Below are 14677 nucleotides of genomic sequence, written 5' to 3'. Positions count from 1 at the left end.
AATGAGCGCGAAGAAGCCCGTCATCGTCTACGGCGCGTCCGGCTACACCGGCCGGCTGGTCTGCGAATATCTGCGCGAATACAACATCCCCTTCATCGCCGCGGGGCGCAGCGCCGAGAAGCTCAACGCCGCGATGAAGGCCAACGTGCCCGGCATCGAGACCGCCGACTACCAGGTGGTGGAAGTGCCGCACACCGTGAGCGCACTGGCGGAGTTGTTCAACGGCGCCTCGGTGGTGCTCAACACCGTGGGCCCCTTCGCCAAGTTCGGCGGCGAGGTGGTGCAGGCGTGTTGGGCGTCCCGATGTCACTACACCGACACGACAGGCGAGCAGGACTGGCTGATCACGCTCGAGCAGGAGTGGGGCACCAAGTTCGCCAATGCCGGCCTGCTGCTCGCGCCCGGCATCGCGCAGATGTACACCACCGGCGAGATCGCCGCGCAGCTATGCCTGGAGACTCCAGGCCTCGATACGCTCGATATCGCCGTGTTCTGGGGCGGCAGCCCGACCATCGCATCGACGCAGACCATCCTGGTCAACGCCGCGATGGCCAAGGCCTACTATCTGGAGCAGAACAAATATGTCGAGCATCAGGTGGATGCCGGCCTCTACAACCTCGCCATCCCCGGCCAGCACGAGTTGGCGCTGGCGCTGCCCTGGGGCGGCACCTCGCATCCGGTGTGGTTCAAGCGCGACCCGCGCGTGGCCAATGTGAAGGTGCTTGGCGGCGTGTTCAACCGCGCGCTGATGCTGGGCGTGCCGCAGATCGTCGCCGCCGCGCTTGATGCGACCAAGGACATGAACCCCGACGACCGCTACGCCGCATTGGCGCAGACCGCCGCCGGCGTCATGAACACGATGCCGCCGCGCGAGAACCCGCGCGTCAACAAGTCGCTGGATTCGGTGCACGCCTCCGGCCCGCTGGGGCGCGCGCACTGCGTCATCAACGGCAACAGCAACTACAAGCAGACCGGCCTGCTCCAGGCCTATGCCGCGGCACACCTGCTCCAGCAGCCGCCCAGGCGCGTCGGCTTCGCCTCAGGCTGCCAGGCGTTCGGTCACCACGAACTGCTCGGCCAGCTGCGCAGTTTCGGTCTGGTCAGCAAGCCGATTCTCACTGTGCACGATTAGGAGACGCGAGCGATCGTTCTTTACCTCTCCCCATCGGGGAGAGGTCGATTTGCGCAGCAAATCGGGTGAGGGGCCGCGGCTCAACGAGAGACCGTAAACCCTCACCCGGCGCTGGGCGCCGACCTCTCCCAAGGGAGAGGTGGATCTTCGCCGTGGAACGTGTCCAGCCAACATCACGATGCTTCGGGGGCGACCATGCGCTTCATTGACTACCTCGACAAAGGTGCCTCGCTCGGCGCCGATGCGCCGTGCCTCACCATGGACGGGCGCGATCTCAGCTATCGCGAAGTGCAGCGTTTGAGTTACCGCATCGCGCGCGGGCTCGCGCGATCGGGGATCGAGCCCGGCGAGAAGATCGCGATCCTCTCCGGCAACGATCCGGTCGCCTTTGCCTGCGTGTTCGGCATTTCCCGCGCGGGCGCGGTCTGGTGCCCGGTCAATCCGCGCAACGAGGCGGCCGAAAACCGCATCATTCTCGACCAGTTCGACTGCAGCCTGCTGCTGTTTCATTCAAGCTTCGCGCCGATGGTCGAGGCGGTGCGTGCGGAGCTGCCGAAGCTGCGCGCCCTCGTCTGCCTCGATGCCGAGTTACCCTTCGCGCCCTCGTTCGAGGGCTGGCTCGCGGGCCTTTCCGAAGACCTCTATCAACGCGAGACGGTCGACGACCTCGCGATGATTCCCGGCACCGGCGGCACCACCGGCAAGCCGAAGGGCGTCATGCTGTCGGGCCGCAACATCGAGGCGATGACCGCACTGACGCTGATGGGCTATCCCTTCAGGGGCCGCCCGGTCTATCTCGCGCTGGCGCCGCTGACGCATGCCGCCGGCGTCTTGTGTTTCCCGATCATGGCGCTCGGCGGCCGCATCGTGATCATGCATCACCCCGATATCGGCGAGTTCCTCAACCTGATCGAACGCTACAAGGTCACGCACACTTTCCTGCCGCCGACCGTGATCTACATGCTGCTCGATCATCCCAGGCTCGACTCCGCCAACCTCGAATCGCTGCAATGCTTCTGGTACGGCGCTGCGCCGATCTCGGCGACGCGGCTTGCGGAGGCGCTCCGGCGCATCGGGCCGATGGCGCAGTTGTTCGGCCAGACCGAAGCGCCGATGATGATCTCGATGATGGCGCCTTCCGAGCATTACAATGCCGACGGCACCATCGCCATGGAGCGCCTCGCTTCGGCCGGGCGGATCAGCCCGCTGGTGCAGGCCGGCATCATGGATGGCGAGGGCAATCTGCTGCCGTCAGGCGCACGCGGCGAGATCGTGGTCCGCGGCTCGCTGGTGATGGAGGGCTATTACAAGAATCCGGAGGCGACGGCGGAGGCCTCCGCGCATGGCTGGCACCACACCGGCGACATCGGCTACATCGACGGCGACGGCTACCTCTATATCGTCGATCGCGCCAAGGACATGATCATCACCGGCGGGTTCAACGTCTATTCGATCGAGGTCGAGAACGCGCTGCGGGCGCACGAGGCGGTGCAGGATTGCGCCGTGATCGGCCTTCCGGACGAGAAATGGGGTGAACGGATCGTCGCCGTGGTGCAGCCCCGCGCCGGCCAGCGCGTCGATGCGACGGCGTTGGCGGCGTTCGTCAAGCAGCGGATCGGCAGCCTCAAGACGCCGAAGCAGATCGAAGTCTGGGACGATCTGCCGCGCTCCAAGGTCGGCAAGGTGCTGAAGCCCGACATCCGTGCGCGGCTGGCGGGCCGCTCAGGCGGTTAGTCTAGAGCGTGACGGGGGGCCACGTGCGCGACCAGCTAGTCCAAAAGCTGCTCCAGCACGTCGCGCACCAGCCCTTGCAGAAGATCGAGCTTGTAGGCCGTCATCGGCAACGGCTTGGCGCCCGAGGTCGCCGCTTTCGCCGTTTCTGCGATCGATGCCGTGTTGGCAGTCTTGCCACTGAGTACGACTTCCGCCGCGGTGAGGCGAAGCGGCACGGGCGCGACGCCGCCGGCAGCGAGACGCACGAGCTGGAACTTGCCGTCGGCGATCACGACGCGGGCGCAGAGCTCCACCAGCGGCCATTCCGCATAGCTCCGGCTGATCGCGCGCTTGTAGCAAGCACGCTCGCCTTCAAGCGGAGCAGGAAGGTCAATGCTCCTGATCATCTCGCCTGCTTCCAGTGTATGATCGGCGTGCGAGACCGAGCCATCGCCGAGCAGGCCGGCGATCGTCAATCCGCGCCGATCCGTGGTGATGGTCGCATCATAGGCGAGCAGAGCCGCTGCCATGGTCGAGGGATGCGGCGCGACGCAAGGCCCGAGATCGAAGACAACGCCGTAGAGGTGATTGCCAGATCGGGCAGGGCAGGTGCTGCCGCTTTTCTTCAGGCAATCGATGTCGGCCCGGCGGAAATACCAGCAGCGCGAACGCTGCGCGAGATTGCCGCCGAGCGTTGCAACATGGCGCACCTGCGGCGTGGCGAGGCCTTGCGCACTCGCCGCAATGCCGGGATAGGCAGCTGCGATGCGCGCGTCCGTCGCGATCGTGGCGATGGTGGTGAGCGCGCCGATCCGGGCTGCTCCATCGGCGTCCCAGGCGATCGCCTTGTAGCCGGTGGCCGAGATGTCGATCAGCGTTCCCTGCGACACGCCGCTGCGGCGGCGTTCGCTGAAGTCGGTGCCTCCGGCGCGGAATTCAGGCGTGGGCTCGACAGTCGGGTTGGCGGTCATGACGCCGACACTCATGCTGCATCCCTCCCTTTCAGCGCGGCCACCAGACGATCTGGCCGGAACGGAATTTCGGTCAGCCTCACGCCGATCGCATCGCGGATGGCGTTGGCGATCGCCGGGGAGGTAGGCACGGTGGCGACTTCGCCGATGCCGACGCTGCCGCCCGGCACATGCTCGAAACCGGCCTCGTCGAAATGCACGTCCAGTTTCGGCATGTCGGCAATCCCCGGAATGCGGTAATCCTCCATGCTGCCGCTCAGGATATGGCCGCTCGAAGGATCGATCTCCCGCGTCTCATAGAGTGCGTAGCCGATGCCCTGGATCACCGCGCCTGCGGCCTGGCTTCGCGCCAGCGTCGGCGCGGCGAGCTTGCCGATCGCGAGGCCCGTATAGGCATTGAGCACGCGTACATGGCCGAGCCAGGTATCGACCTCGACTTCCATCACCTGCACCGAGCTCGGCACGCCGGCGCCGACCACCATGTGGTTCATCAGGCGCAGCACCCAACCGAACACCCGGCCCATGATGCCCGCCTCGTGCAGCGCGGGCCTGACGCCGGGCGGCGGCCTGCCGTCCTCCTGGCGTTTTGCCGACACGGCAATGTTGGGAGAAGCCGCGATCATCTCGCGCCACGGCGCGTTCGAGCCCGGAGCAGGTGTGCGAGACGCGGTGCGCTTGATTTCCGCTTTCAGCTTGTCGATGGCGAGCAAGGTCGGCGGCACCACCGAAGCGGTCACGCGACTGCCGCCGGAGCCCGGTCCGGGCGGCAGGTTGGAGCGGCCGATACGAACTTCCACATCCTGCGGCTCGAGATCGAACGCCTTCGCGACGGTGTTCGCGATCACGCTGCGCGTGCCCGTGCCGATATCCTGTACCGCGCAGCTTGCGACGATGCGGCCGCCCTCGACCGCGAGTTCGACCGAGGAGCCGGTCTGCCAGAGATAGAGCCAGTAGCCGGTGGCGACGCCGACGCCGCGCCGGTAGCGGCCTTCTTGCGAGGCGGCCGGCTTGCGGCTCTTCCAGACGTCGAGGCCGGCGGCCCAGTCGTACAATCGCTGGCGGTTGGGATCCGGGTCCCAGAGCTTGCGCAGCTGAATCGGATCGACCCTCATGCGCAGCGCCGCTTCGTCGACCGCCTGCTCCAGCGCAAACGACATCGGCGGACCGCCGGGTCCTCGGAACGGTGCGCCGGGCGGCAAATTGCTGAGCACGTCGAAGTCGACGAGCTCTTTTGCTTCGGCCGGATAGATCAGCCGCGCCAGGCCGGCGATCAGCGAATTCACGGCGGCGCCGGTGTCGGCATGCGCGGTGAGCGACAGCGCCTTGAGGCGGCCCTCCGGCGAAGGCAGCAGGGACAGCTTCAGCTCGGCGGCCGGACGATAGCCGGTGACGGAAAGCTCCTCCTCCCGATCGAAGGCGACACGCACCGGCGCCTTCGCGGCGCGCGCAAGCTCGATCGCGGCGATGGTCTCCAGCCCGACGCTGCCCTTGGAGCCGAACCCGCCGCCGACATGATCGGCGATCACACGCACCTTGTCGTGCGGAAGGCCATAACGCTTGGCGATCTTCTCCATGCTCTCGTGAATGGCCTGGGTCGAGATGTGCACGGTGAGCTGATCGCCATCGAACCTGGCCACGGCGGCATGTGGTTCGAGGCTTGCGTGCTGTTGCGTCGAGACGCGGAAGGTTTCCTCGACCAGCAGCGGATTGCGTTGCGCCCGCGCCTCGTCAAGCCAGCTCCTGGCCTGCTTGGCTTTCTGCGAGAACGGCGCCGAAGGCCCGCGCACATTGCCCTTCCACGACACCGGAGCGCCGCCGGCGCCCTCGGACACGTTGCCGGCACGCTTGCGGTCCTTCTTTTCGAACACGACGGGCGCATCGTCGCGTCGCGCTGCATCGAGCCCGATCACCGCGGATAAAGGCTCGGGCCTGAAGGTGATCGCGGCGATGGCCTTCAGTGCCGTGCGGCGATCCTTGGCCGCGACGGCTGCAATCGGCGCGCCGACGAAGCGGATCATGTTGTCATCGTCGAGCAGCGGAACCACCGCGGCAACACCGGCAATGGCGCGCGCCGGCGCCAGATCAAGCCCGGTGATCCTCGCATGCGCGACGTGCGCGCGCAGGATGACGCCTTCGAGCTGGCCGTCATGGTGGATGTCGACGGTGTAGCGGGCCAGCCCCGTCACCTTGTCGCGGGCTTCCAGCCGCGGCGCGATGGGATCGTTGCCGTCGAAGCGGCCTGAACAAGCCTCCGCCACAGCGCGAAAAATGCCTTCATAGGCGCCGCAGCGGCAGAGATGCCCCGACAGCGCGGCGGCGATCTCCTCGCGCGAGGGTGTCGCCACGCCCTTGCTCGCGCGCCAGCCGTCATGGAAGGCGGTGGCTTCGACGACAAAGCCGGGCGTGCAGAAGCCGCATTGCAGGGCGTCGTGCGCCATGAACGCCTTCTGCACCGGATGCAATCCGGTGCTTCCTATGCCCTCGATGGTCGTCAGCGATTTGCCGGCGGCCGCCTGCGCCGGCAGCAGGCAGCTCACGACGGGCGTGCCGTCGAGCAGCACGGTGCAGGCGCCGCAGACGCCGGAGCCGCAGACGAGCTTGGTGCCGGTGAGGCCGCCATCGCGGATGACGTCGATCAAGCGCGCATCCGGATCGTCGGGTAGCGCAAAAGGCCTTCCATTGACGGTCGTGGTGGTCATTTTCGAACTCCCGTTTTGCGTGGGGACTTCTTCGCGAGGGGCGCCATCGCGCCGGCGATCAGCATGCGCAGCATGGTCTCGAGCTGTTTCAGGAACGCGTCGACCGGCTGCATGGAAGGGAAAGCGGATTTGGTGCCGTGGACCGCCATCTCGACGCAGCGCGCAAGCTCGCGCACGCTGACGCCGCTTTGGAGCGTGAGCTTTCGCTTGCGGCACACCCGCGCGATCGTGGTTGCGATCTCGTCGGCGAAACGATTGGAATAGCTCTGGTAGAGGTCGCGCGCCTGCGCGAGGTGCTCGGAAAACAGCTCCTCGGTATGGGGCGAGTCCTTGAGCGAAGCGAGCAGCGACTGCATCCGCGCGCCGATCTCGGCGACCAGGATGTCGGCAAGCTCGAGGCCCGCTTCTTCCGCCGCCTTCGCTGCCGCGATTTCGGCAGCGAGCCCCTGCTCGTAGAGCCGCTCGAGCACGGCGCGAAACAGCGCCTCCTTGGAGGCGAAGTGATGATAGAGCGCTTGCCGCGTCAGCCCGGCTTCCTCCGCCGCCTGCTCGATCGAGGAGCGGCGGAAGCCGTGGCGCCGGAACACGCGCATGGCGGCGTCGAGGATACGGTCCTGGGGAGGGGCCTTGGCCTGCATTTTGTCAGATTTGACAAAGATGGATGAAATGTCAAATCACGGATTGACGACGGTCCGTGCGCGCATGGGCCGAGGCCGCCCCGCATGCGGGCAGGGACATCGCCGAATTCCCGTTGGCCCGCGATAGCGACGCGAAAACACCACCTCTCAAATGAAAACGGGCACGCCTTCGTATGAAGGCGTGCCCGCTCGAATCTCTCTTCGTGCGACGTGCGTCGCGCTCAGTGCACGCTCACCGCTTGCAGCTCGTTGCTCCAGGCGTTGGCGACTGCGGCTTCGCGGCTGTCGGTCAGCATGATCGGCGTGCCGTCGGCGGCGTGGAGCGCGAACAGCTTGAGGCCGGGCGCGATCTTCGGGGCTTCGGGGAACAGGCCGGGCACATCCTCGGAGCGGATCTGCTTCACATAGGCGATGTGGCCTTCGCCGAGGTTCGCCAGCGTCTCGGGCGAGGCGTTCCTGGCTTCGTGTTCGAATACAACGTGACCTTCACTCATGGTCTCGACTCCTTCACAGAAACTAAGCGGTCGAGTCCGCTACTCGTTCCATTATTCGTGCTCATTGATAGCGATTGTCTTAACGATCCTCTCCGGTTCTGGCCGGGCCAGGTCGATCGACAACAACCCGTTCTTCAGATCCGCACCCAGCACCAGCATCCCCTCCGCCAGCACGAAAGTGCGCTGGAAGTGGCGCGCGGCGATGCCGCGATGGATGTATTGCCGGGTCTTGTCGTCCTGCTGACGCCCGCGAATGACGAGCTGGTTTTCCTCAATGGTTACATCGAGTTGGTCGCGGGTGAAGCCGGCGACCGCCAGCGTGATGCGCAGGCGCTCGGGCTGGCCGTCCGCCTGGCCGCACCTCTCGATATTGTAGGGAGGATAGCCGTCGGCGCCCTTGACGACGCGATCGAGCACGCGCTCGATTTCGTCGAAGCCCAGAAGGAACGGACTGGAAAGCGTGGGAACACGAGACATAGTTTACAAAGTCCTCGCGGAAAGCGACTTTGGTGTTTCGGGGCCCGATCAAGGCACCCCTTGGTCAGCAATATGGGCATATCCCCGTGCGGGTTCAAGCACGTAGCGGGGGCTGTGGATTCACTGCTTCCGGCGTCGCGCAGCGATGCTGAATTTGCCGTGCGATTTATCCCAATGAAAACAGTGCCCCGTCTACTGTGCATGGGGTTGTTTTCTCGTTTCGGGTCGGCACGGTCTTTCAGAACCGGTCAGGCCTCGATCCGCTTGCGGCCGTCACCGCTGAACAGATGCAGCTTGGCGCGGACTGCGGCGACACGGATCCTCTGGCCGATGGCAGGCGCCTCGGTTCCGGGGATGCGGACGATGACCTCGCCGGGCGGCAGCTCGCCCGGGGTGGCAGCAACGCGCTGCTCGTCATGGGCGCGCGAGCCGTAGACGAAAGTCTCTGCGCCGACGCGCTCGATTGCTTCCACGGTAAGAGCGAGTGCGACGCCGCCTGTTGGCGTCTGGTCGGTGATGACGAAATCTTCGGGACGGATGCCGAGGATGCCGGCGTCGTCAGCGCCACCGAGCTGCGACCTGATCTCATCCGCGCGCGTCGACATCAGGTTCATCGGCGGTGCGCCGATGAAGGAGGCGACGAAGGTCGTCGCGGGCTTCTCGTAGATCGCGAGAGGATTGCCGACCTGCTCGACCTGGCCGCCATTCATCACGACCAGAACGTCGGCGAGCGTCATTGCCTCGAGCTGGTCGTGGGTGACGTAGATCGACGTCGTGTTGAGCCGGCGCTGCAATTTGCGGATCTCCACCCGCATCGCGATGCGCAGCTTGGCGTCGAGGTTGGAGAGCGGCTCGTCGAACAGGAACACCTTCGGCTGGCGCACGATGGCGCGGCCCATGGCGACGCGCTGGCGCTGGCCGCCGGAGAGTTGTCCCGGCTTGCGGGTGAGCATCGTGCCGAGCTCGAGAATGCGCGCGGCCTCCTCGACGCGGGTCTTGATCTCGGCTTCCTTCATGCCGCGATTGCGCAGGCCGTAAGCCATGTTGTTGAACACGCTCATATGCGGATAGAGCGCGTAGTTCTGGAACACCATCGCGATGTCGCGGTCGGCCGGCTCGACCTGGTTCACGACACGGCCGCCGATGTCGATCTCGCCGGAGGTGATGGTCTCGAGCCCCGCGACCATCCGGAGCAGGGTCGACTTGCCGCAGCCCGACGGGCCGACCAGCACGCAGAACTGCCCGTCGGCCACGTCGACGTCGACGCCCTTGATGGCCTCGAAGCCGTTGGGATAGGCCTTTCGGACGTCGCGCAGTGTCACATTGGCCATGGGCCTATTTCTCCGTTTCGATCAGGCCCTTGACGAACAGGCGTTGCAGCAGCACGACGACCAGCACCGGCGGCAGCATCGCGAGCACCGCGGTGGCCATCGCGACCGACCATTCGGTGAGTGCGTCCTTCACATCGATGATCTTCTTGATGCCGATCACGATGGTCTGCATGTCGTCGCGCGTCGTGATCAGCAGCGGCCAGAGATATTGATTCCAGCCGTAGATGAAGAGGATCACGAACAGCGCGGCGATGTTGGTCACCGAGAGCGGCAGCAGCGTATCGAAGAAGAAGCGGATCGGCCCGGCCCCGTCCATCTTCGAGGCCTCGACCAGCTCCTTCGGCACCGTCATGAAGAACTGCCGGAACAGCAGCGTTGCGGTCGCCGATGCGATCAGAGGCAGGATCAGGCCGGAATAGGAATCCAGCATGTGCAGGTCGGAGGTGATCTTGTAGGTCGGGAAGATGCGAACCTCGACCGGCAGCATCAGCGTGATGAAGATGGTCCAGAACGTCGCCATCCGGAACGGGAAGTTGAAGAACACGATGGCATAGGCCGAGATGATCGAGATCGCGATCTTTCCGACCGCGATGCCGACCGCCATGATGAAGCTCGACACCAGCATGCTGCCGACCGGCTCGCGCGTGGTCCTGCCGGTGCCGGACATGATGGTGTTCCAGTAGGTCTCCAGCCCGTGGCTGCCCGGATAGAGCGGCATCTGGCCGTTGGCGATGACGGTGTTGTCGTGGGTGGAGGCGATGATCGCGAGATAGACCGGGAACGCGACCACGATCACGCCGGCGATCAGCACCAGGTGCGGCAACAGATTTCCAAATCGTCGATGCTCGACCATTGTCAGTAATGGACCTTCTTTTCGACGTAGCGGAACTGGATCGCGGTCAACGCGATGACGATGATCATCAGGATCACGGATTGCGCGGCCGAGCCGCCGAGGTCGGAGCCGGCCTTGCCGTCCAGGAAAACCTTGTAGACGAGCGTCGAGGTGGAGCCGTTCGGGCCGCCTTCGGTCGCGGTATCGATGATGCCGAGCGTGTTGAAGAAGGCGTAGGTGATGTTGACGACGATCAGGAAGAACGTCGTCGGCGACAGCAGCGGGAACACGATGGTCCAGAACCGCCGCATCGGCCGCGCGCCGTCGATCGCGGCGGCCTCGATCACGCTCTTGGGGATCGACTGCAGGCCGGCGAGAAAGAACAGGAAATTGTAGCTGATCTGGTTCCAGACGGCGACGATGACGATGAGGATCATGGCATGCGTGCCGTTGAGCACCGGATTCCAGTCGATGCCGTTACGCTGCAGGGCGCGCGCGATCATGCCGAGCCCGGGCTGGAACATGAAGATGAACAGCACGCTCGCGACCGCAGGCGCGACTGCGTAGGGAATGATGAGAAAGGTGCGATAGATCTGCACGCCCGCAATGTTGCGGTTCGCCATCACGGCGAGCAGGAGGCCGATCGCAAGCGAGAAGAACACGACCAGCAGCGAGAACAGGAACGTGGTGCCGACCGCGTGATAGTATTCGGGCGTCTTCAGCAGGTTGACGTAGTTCTCGAACCAGACGAACTCGGTCGAGAGCCCGAAGGCATCCTGCACCAGGAAGGATTGCCAGAGGGCCTGCGCGGCCGGCCAGTAGAAGAAGATCAGGGAGATTGCAAGCTGCGGGAACACCAGGAGACAGGCCAGCAGCCTGCCTGAGAATATCGCCCGGTTCTCCATGAAGCCCCCGCCTCACCCTGTGAAAGTCGTGGCTGCGGACCGTCCGCAGCCACGATTGATGCGATCTTACTTGGTCGCGGTCCGCTCGAACTGACGCAGCATCTGGTTGCCGCGCGAGACCGCGGCGTCGAGCGCTTCCTTGGCCGATTTCTTGCCGGCGAGCGCCGCCTCGATCTCCTCGGACCAGACGTCGCGCATCTGCACCATACCGCCGAAACGCAGGCCGCGCGAGTTCTCGGTCGGCGGCTTGTTGGTGAGCTCCTTCAACGGCACTTCCAGGATCGGGTTCTTCTCGTAGAAGCCCGAGGCCTTGGTCTTGTCGTAGGCCGCCTTGGTGATCGGCAGATAGCCGGAGACCTCGTGCAGATAGACCTGACGATCGGTGTCGGACAGGAAGGTGAAGAACTTGGCGATGCCCTTGTACTCTTCCTTCGACTTGCCGCCCATCACCCAGAGCGAGGCGCCGCCGATGATGGAGTTCTGGGGCGCATCCTTTGCGTCCGGGAAATACGGCATCGGAACGGCCGTATAGTTGAACTTCGCGTTCGCCTTGACGTTCGGATAGAAGGCCGACGACGTCATGTAGAGCGGGCATTCGCCCGAAGTGAAGCGGCCTTCGCCGGTATTGGTGCGGCCCGAATAGTCGTAGCTCTTGTCTTTCTGGAGCTCGACGAGGTTTTCGAGCAGCTTGGTCTCGAGCGGGTTGTTGAATTCCAGCACGGTGTCGAAGCCGTCGAGGCCGTTGGCCTTGGTGCCGATCGGAATGTTGTGCCAGGCCGAGAACTGCTCGATCAGGCCCCAAGTGATCCAGCTCGAGGAGAAGCCGCAAGTCGGGCTCGTCGCATGCAGCTTCTTGGCGTCGGCGAACACCTCGGGCCAGGTCTTCGGCGGCGCGTCGATGCCGGCCTTCTTCAGTGCGTCGAGATTGGCCCACATCACCATGCTCGACGAGTTGAACGGGAACGAGAGCATCTCGCCCTTTGCGGTCGAGTAGTAACCCGTGATGGCCGGCAGATAGGACTGCGGGTCGAACTTCTCGCCTTGCTCCTTCATGAGGTCGGAGACCGGCTTGATGGCGCCCTTGGCGGCCATCATGGTCGCGGTGCCGACCTCGAACACCTGCATGATGCCCGGTGCGTTGCCGGCGCGGAACGCCGCGATGCCCGCGTTCAGCGTGTCGGCATAGCTGCCCTTGAAGGTCGGAACGATCTTGTAATCGCTCTGAGACGCGTTGAAATCGTTGGCAAGCTTGACCACGACGTCGTTGTTCGGGCCTGTCATCGCGTGCCACCACTGGATCTCAGTCGCGGCCAGTGCCGGCGAAGCCGTCATGCCAACCGTGACGGCGAACGCGGTCGCCGCTCCAAAATGTCGAAGAGCCATCAAGTAACCTCCCTTGGCCGTCCATTGGCCGTCAAAAACGAAGCGCTTGCGCTAGCAGCGCCGTATGACGTTCACATGACTGTGTAAGCGGCCGAAACGAAAGCAGCAAGCGCGGCCAAAAGGGAAGTCGTCAAATAGGCGAAGGCGTGCCGGGCAACCTTCGCCGTTCGCGCTGCACATGCGTGCCCGCGCCGCACTGCGGCATTTGGTTGGGTGAGGAGGCCGGGCCCTAGACTAGCGCTTGCGCTGGGGTCCGCAGACCACGCCCGTCTCGACCATCGCGTCGATTTCCGCCTTCGAGTAGCCGAACTCGCCGAGCACCTCCTGGGCGTGCTGGCTGAACTTCGGCGGCAGGCGGCGCAGGCTCGGCTTGCTCCGATCGAGCCGGATCGGCGAGGCCACGCCCTTGTACCAGTCCTTCTCAATGACATCGCCGCGGGCGATCGTGTGCGGATTGGTCAATGCCTGATCGATTTTCTGCACGGGACCTGCGGGCAGGCCAGCCGCGAGCAGGCGATTGCACAGCGGCTCGGCCTCGTGCTGGCTGAACACCGCGGCAAGCTCGGCGCGCAGCGCTTCGCGATTGGCGATGCGGTCCTTGTTGCGGGCGAAGCGCGGATCGGTGCCGAGTTCGGGTTTGCCGATCTCCTTGGCGAGCTTACGGAAGGTGCCGTCGTTGCCGACGCCGATGAAGATGTTGTCGGTCTTGGTCGGGAAGATCGCATAGGGCACGAGGTTCGGATGCTCGTTGCCGGTCAGGCTCGGCGGCTTGCCATGCATGAAGTAATTCGCGGTGTGCGGATGCATGATGGCAAGGCCGGTCTCGTAGAGCGTCGTCTCAAGGAACTGGCCCTTGCCCGAGCGCTGCCGCTCGGAGAGCGCCATCAGGATGCCGATTGCCGCATAAAGACCGGTGGTGATGTCCACCAGCGGCACGCCGATCCGCATCGGCCCGCTCTCGACCGAGCCGGTCGCGGCGATCATGCCGGTCATGGCCTGGATGATGGCGTCATAGCCGGGATTGCCGCCGCGCGGCCCGTCGGCCCCGAAGCCGCAAATCCGGCAATGCACGAGGCGCGGAAATTTTTGGGCAAGCACGTCGTTGCCGATGCCCCATTTCTCCAGCGTGCCCGGCTTGAAATTCTCGATCAGGACGTCCGCCGTCTCCAGCATCTTGAGCAGCACGATGCGGCCGCCCTCGGAGGCGAGGTCGAGGCCGATCGAGCGCTTGTTGCGGTTGATGCCGATGAAATAGGCGGCGTCGTCGTCGTGAAAGGGAGGGCCCCAGTCGCGCACCTCGTCGCCCGCGGGCGGCTCGACCTTGATCACGTCGGCGCCATGGTCGGCGAGGATCTGGGTGCAGTAGGGACCGCCGAGCACGCGCGTGAGGTCGACGACGCGCAGTCCGCTCATTGCGCCCAAGACGGCTTCAGTCATGCCTTCGCTTCCCCTGTGTCGATGTTGATCACAGGCCTAGCGAGGTTCGTGGATGCCAGCAATGGCTTGTCGCGTTGGGGGCTTATGCGTCGTCGCGGCAATGCCGCAGCGCGGGAATTCAAACGGAAGAGGCTGGCCCGAGGGGATCTCGGGCCAGCCGATTCACCGTCGGATCAGACGACCGTCAGGCGGACGTCGACATTGCCGCGCGTCGCGTTGGAGTACGGGCACACCTGGTGCGCCTTCTCGACCAGCGCCTCGGCATCCGCGCGGGACAGGCCCGGCAGCGAGACGGCCAGATCGATGTCGAGGCCGAAGCCGCCGGCCGAGCGCGGGCCGATGCCGACGGTCGAGGTCACGGAAGCGTCGGCGGGAACCTTCGGGCCGCCTTGCGAGGCCACGAACTTCATCGCGCCGATGAAGCAGGCGGCATAGCCGGCCGCAAACAGCTGCTCGGGATTGTTGCCGGCGCCGCCGCCACCGCCGAGCTCCTTCGGCGTGGTGAGCTTGACGTCGAGCGCGCCGTCGAGCGTCGCGGCATGGCCATCGCGGCCGCCGGTGGCTTTTGCACTGGTCTTGTAGAGGACGTTCACGGACATTTTCGTCTCCCTTGGGGGCTTCGGGTTGGGGTGGCATCTGTATTGCAAGCAATTTGATTGTGCGCA

General features: G+C 64.9%; 13 protein-coding genes. 2 read left to right on the top strand and 11 right to left on the bottom strand.

Annotated elements, in window-relative coordinates:
- Window position 1 precedes the first annotated feature (1 nt).
- Entirely contained in the window at window positions 2-1132 is a 1131-nt protein-coding gene (locus XH90_RS00555) for a DUF5938 domain-containing protein (protein WP_194478709.1), read from the top strand.
- Window positions 1133-1327: 195 nt separating this feature from the next.
- Window positions 1328-2866: a long-chain fatty acid--CoA ligase gene (locus tag XH90_RS00550; protein ID WP_194478708.1), complete on the top strand. Its 1539-nt coding sequence runs from the start codon at window positions 1328-1330 to the stop codon at window positions 2864-2866.
- Between the two features lie 35 nt (window positions 2867-2901).
- Here the strand turns inward: XH90_RS00550 and XH90_RS00545 are convergent, their stop codons facing one another.
- From XH90_RS00545 to XH90_RS00495, 11 genes are all read right to left on the bottom strand, one after another.
- Complete coding sequence (locus tag XH90_RS00545) at window positions 2902-3831, bottom strand: xanthine dehydrogenase family protein subunit M (RefSeq protein ID WP_194478707.1); 930 nt, start codon at window positions 3829-3831, stop codon at window positions 2902-2904.
- Window positions 3828-6515 (bottom strand): molybdopterin-dependent oxidoreductase, encoded by a 2688-nt coding sequence (locus XH90_RS00540; protein WP_194478706.1) that lies wholly within the window; start codon window positions 6513-6515, stop codon window positions 3828-3830. The genes XH90_RS00545 and XH90_RS00540 overlap by 4 nt, the downstream gene beginning before the upstream one ends.
- The gene (locus tag XH90_RS00535; protein WP_194478705.1) at window positions 6512-7153 is read right to left on the bottom strand and encodes a TetR/AcrR family transcriptional regulator; all 642 of its coding nucleotides are present in this window, start codon (window positions 7151-7153) and stop codon (window positions 6512-6514) included. The genes XH90_RS00540 and XH90_RS00535 overlap by 4 nt, the downstream gene beginning before the upstream one ends.
- 221 nt (window positions 7154-7374) lie before the next feature.
- Window positions 7375-7647: a DUF1150 domain-containing protein gene (locus XH90_RS00530; RefSeq protein ID WP_194465218.1), complete on the bottom strand. Its 273-nt coding sequence runs from the start codon at window positions 7645-7647 to the stop codon at window positions 7375-7377.
- Window positions 7648-7698: 51 nt separating this feature from the next.
- Window positions 7699-8124, bottom strand: coding sequence for an Hsp20 family protein (locus XH90_RS00525; RefSeq protein WP_008141238.1), 426 nt, complete (start codon window positions 8122-8124; stop codon window positions 7699-7701).
- A 248-nt stretch (window positions 8125-8372) separates the two neighbouring features.
- Window positions 8373-9455, bottom strand: coding sequence for a sn-glycerol-3-phosphate import ATP-binding protein UgpC (locus tag XH90_RS00520; RefSeq protein WP_194478704.1), 1083 nt, complete (start codon window positions 9453-9455; stop codon window positions 8373-8375).
- 4 nt (window positions 9456-9459) lie between these two features.
- Window positions 9460-10308: a sn-glycerol-3-phosphate ABC transporter permease UgpE gene (ugpE, locus tag XH90_RS00515; RefSeq protein WP_194478703.1), complete on the bottom strand. Its 849-nt coding sequence runs from the start codon at window positions 10306-10308 to the stop codon at window positions 9460-9462.
- A 2-nt stretch (window positions 10309-10310) separates the two neighbouring features.
- A complete protein-coding gene (ugpA, locus tag XH90_RS00510) occupies window positions 10311-11192 on the bottom strand; it encodes a sn-glycerol-3-phosphate ABC transporter permease UgpA (RefSeq protein ID WP_194478702.1) in 882 nt (293 codons plus the stop codon).
- A 66-nt stretch (window positions 11193-11258) separates the two neighbouring features.
- A complete protein-coding gene (ugpB, locus tag XH90_RS00505) occupies window positions 11259-12575 on the bottom strand; it encodes a sn-glycerol-3-phosphate ABC transporter substrate-binding protein UgpB (protein ID WP_194478701.1) in 1317 nt (438 codons plus the stop codon).
- A gap of 234 nt (window positions 12576-12809) precedes the next feature.
- Window positions 12810-14012, bottom strand: a complete 1203-nt coding sequence (locus XH90_RS00500; protein ID WP_194478700.1) for a CaiB/BaiF CoA-transferase family protein — start codon at window positions 14010-14012, stop codon at window positions 12810-12812.
- A gap of 173 nt (window positions 14013-14185) precedes the next feature.
- Entirely contained in the window at window positions 14186-14611 is a 426-nt protein-coding gene (locus XH90_RS00495; protein ID WP_194478699.1) for an organic hydroperoxide resistance protein, read from the bottom strand.
- Window positions 14612-14677 lie beyond the last annotated feature (66 nt).

This window comes from Bradyrhizobium sp. CCBAU 53338 (genome assembly GCF_015291665.1).
Lineage (GTDB): Bacteria > Pseudomonadota > Alphaproteobacteria > Rhizobiales > Xanthobacteraceae > Bradyrhizobium.
The sequence above is the reverse complement of the archived record's forward strand: the minus strand, read 5'-3'. Positions and strand labels throughout refer to the sequence as shown.